1 protein-coding gene and 1 pseudogene are annotated in these 804 nt (G+C 50.9%); both read right to left on the reverse strand.

What is annotated here, in order from left to right; all coding sequences use genetic code 11:
* A pseudogene (locus tag E1189_RS24875) lies at nt 1–277 on the reverse strand (IS4 family transposase); the annotation flags it as partial.
* Between the two features lie 92 nt (nt 278–369).
* A partial coding sequence (locus tag E1189_RS01835) for an IS66 family transposase (RefSeq protein ID WP_196221025.1) occupies nt 370–804 on the reverse strand: 435 nt, incomplete at its 5' end.

Here is an 804-nt window from a genome sequence, read left to right on the forward strand (position 1 = left end):
AAATCAGGAAGCTGATTTGGTCGTTTTTTGAGCATTGGTTATTCAGCACCCGACGTAGCATATCCAGGCCCAATCTGAATAGGCTCTTTGCGGGGCGACCATGCTTATTCAGAGGAAGAAGGCTCGCTTCTCCGTATTTCCAATGACCAACGATCAAGCACCACGCAAAGGTCAGAGCCAAAACCCCCATCAGCTTATCCATACGATCAAGATCAGTCATATGGGTGGATTCGAGATCAAATCCACGGCTTTTAAGGCAACCAAATAGCGTTTCTATGTAACCGGACGAACAAGAGGGGGTCTTCCCCTACTTGTCCAAAGGTGCTTTTAACGGATTGTGCCCGAACTTGTCTTTCCAGTTCCGGGGGATCAGGTCATCAACCTGTTTGGCAGGGTGGGACTGATGCGCTGGAGAACATCAACCAGATACTTGTAGGGATCAATGCCTTGCAACCTGCACGTCACCAGAAGGCTTTGAACTATGCCCACATGCTCGCCGCCCAGTTCTGTCCAGCAGAAGAGATAATTCTTGCGGCCCATGGGGATGCAGCGAAGGGCGCGCTCAAGGTGATTCGTGTCCGGTAAGACATCCGGCTCGTCCAGAAACACCCGCATCTGCTGCTCGTGGTTGCAGGCGTAGTTGAGTGCTTTGGTCAATGGATTTTTTGGTGTCAGATCAATACGCTGACGCTCTTGCTGGCACCAGTCGAAGAACTCATTCACCACGGGTTTTGCGTGTGTTTGCCGAAACTCTTTCTTGTCCTCGCCGGTCAACACCTTCTCACGGACAACAGCTTCTGTTTT

It is taken from the genome of Parendozoicomonas verongulae (assembly GCF_009711465.1).
In the GTDB taxonomy this organism is placed as follows: Bacteria; Pseudomonadota; Gammaproteobacteria; order Pseudomonadales; family Endozoicomonadaceae; genus Sansalvadorimonas; species Sansalvadorimonas verongulae.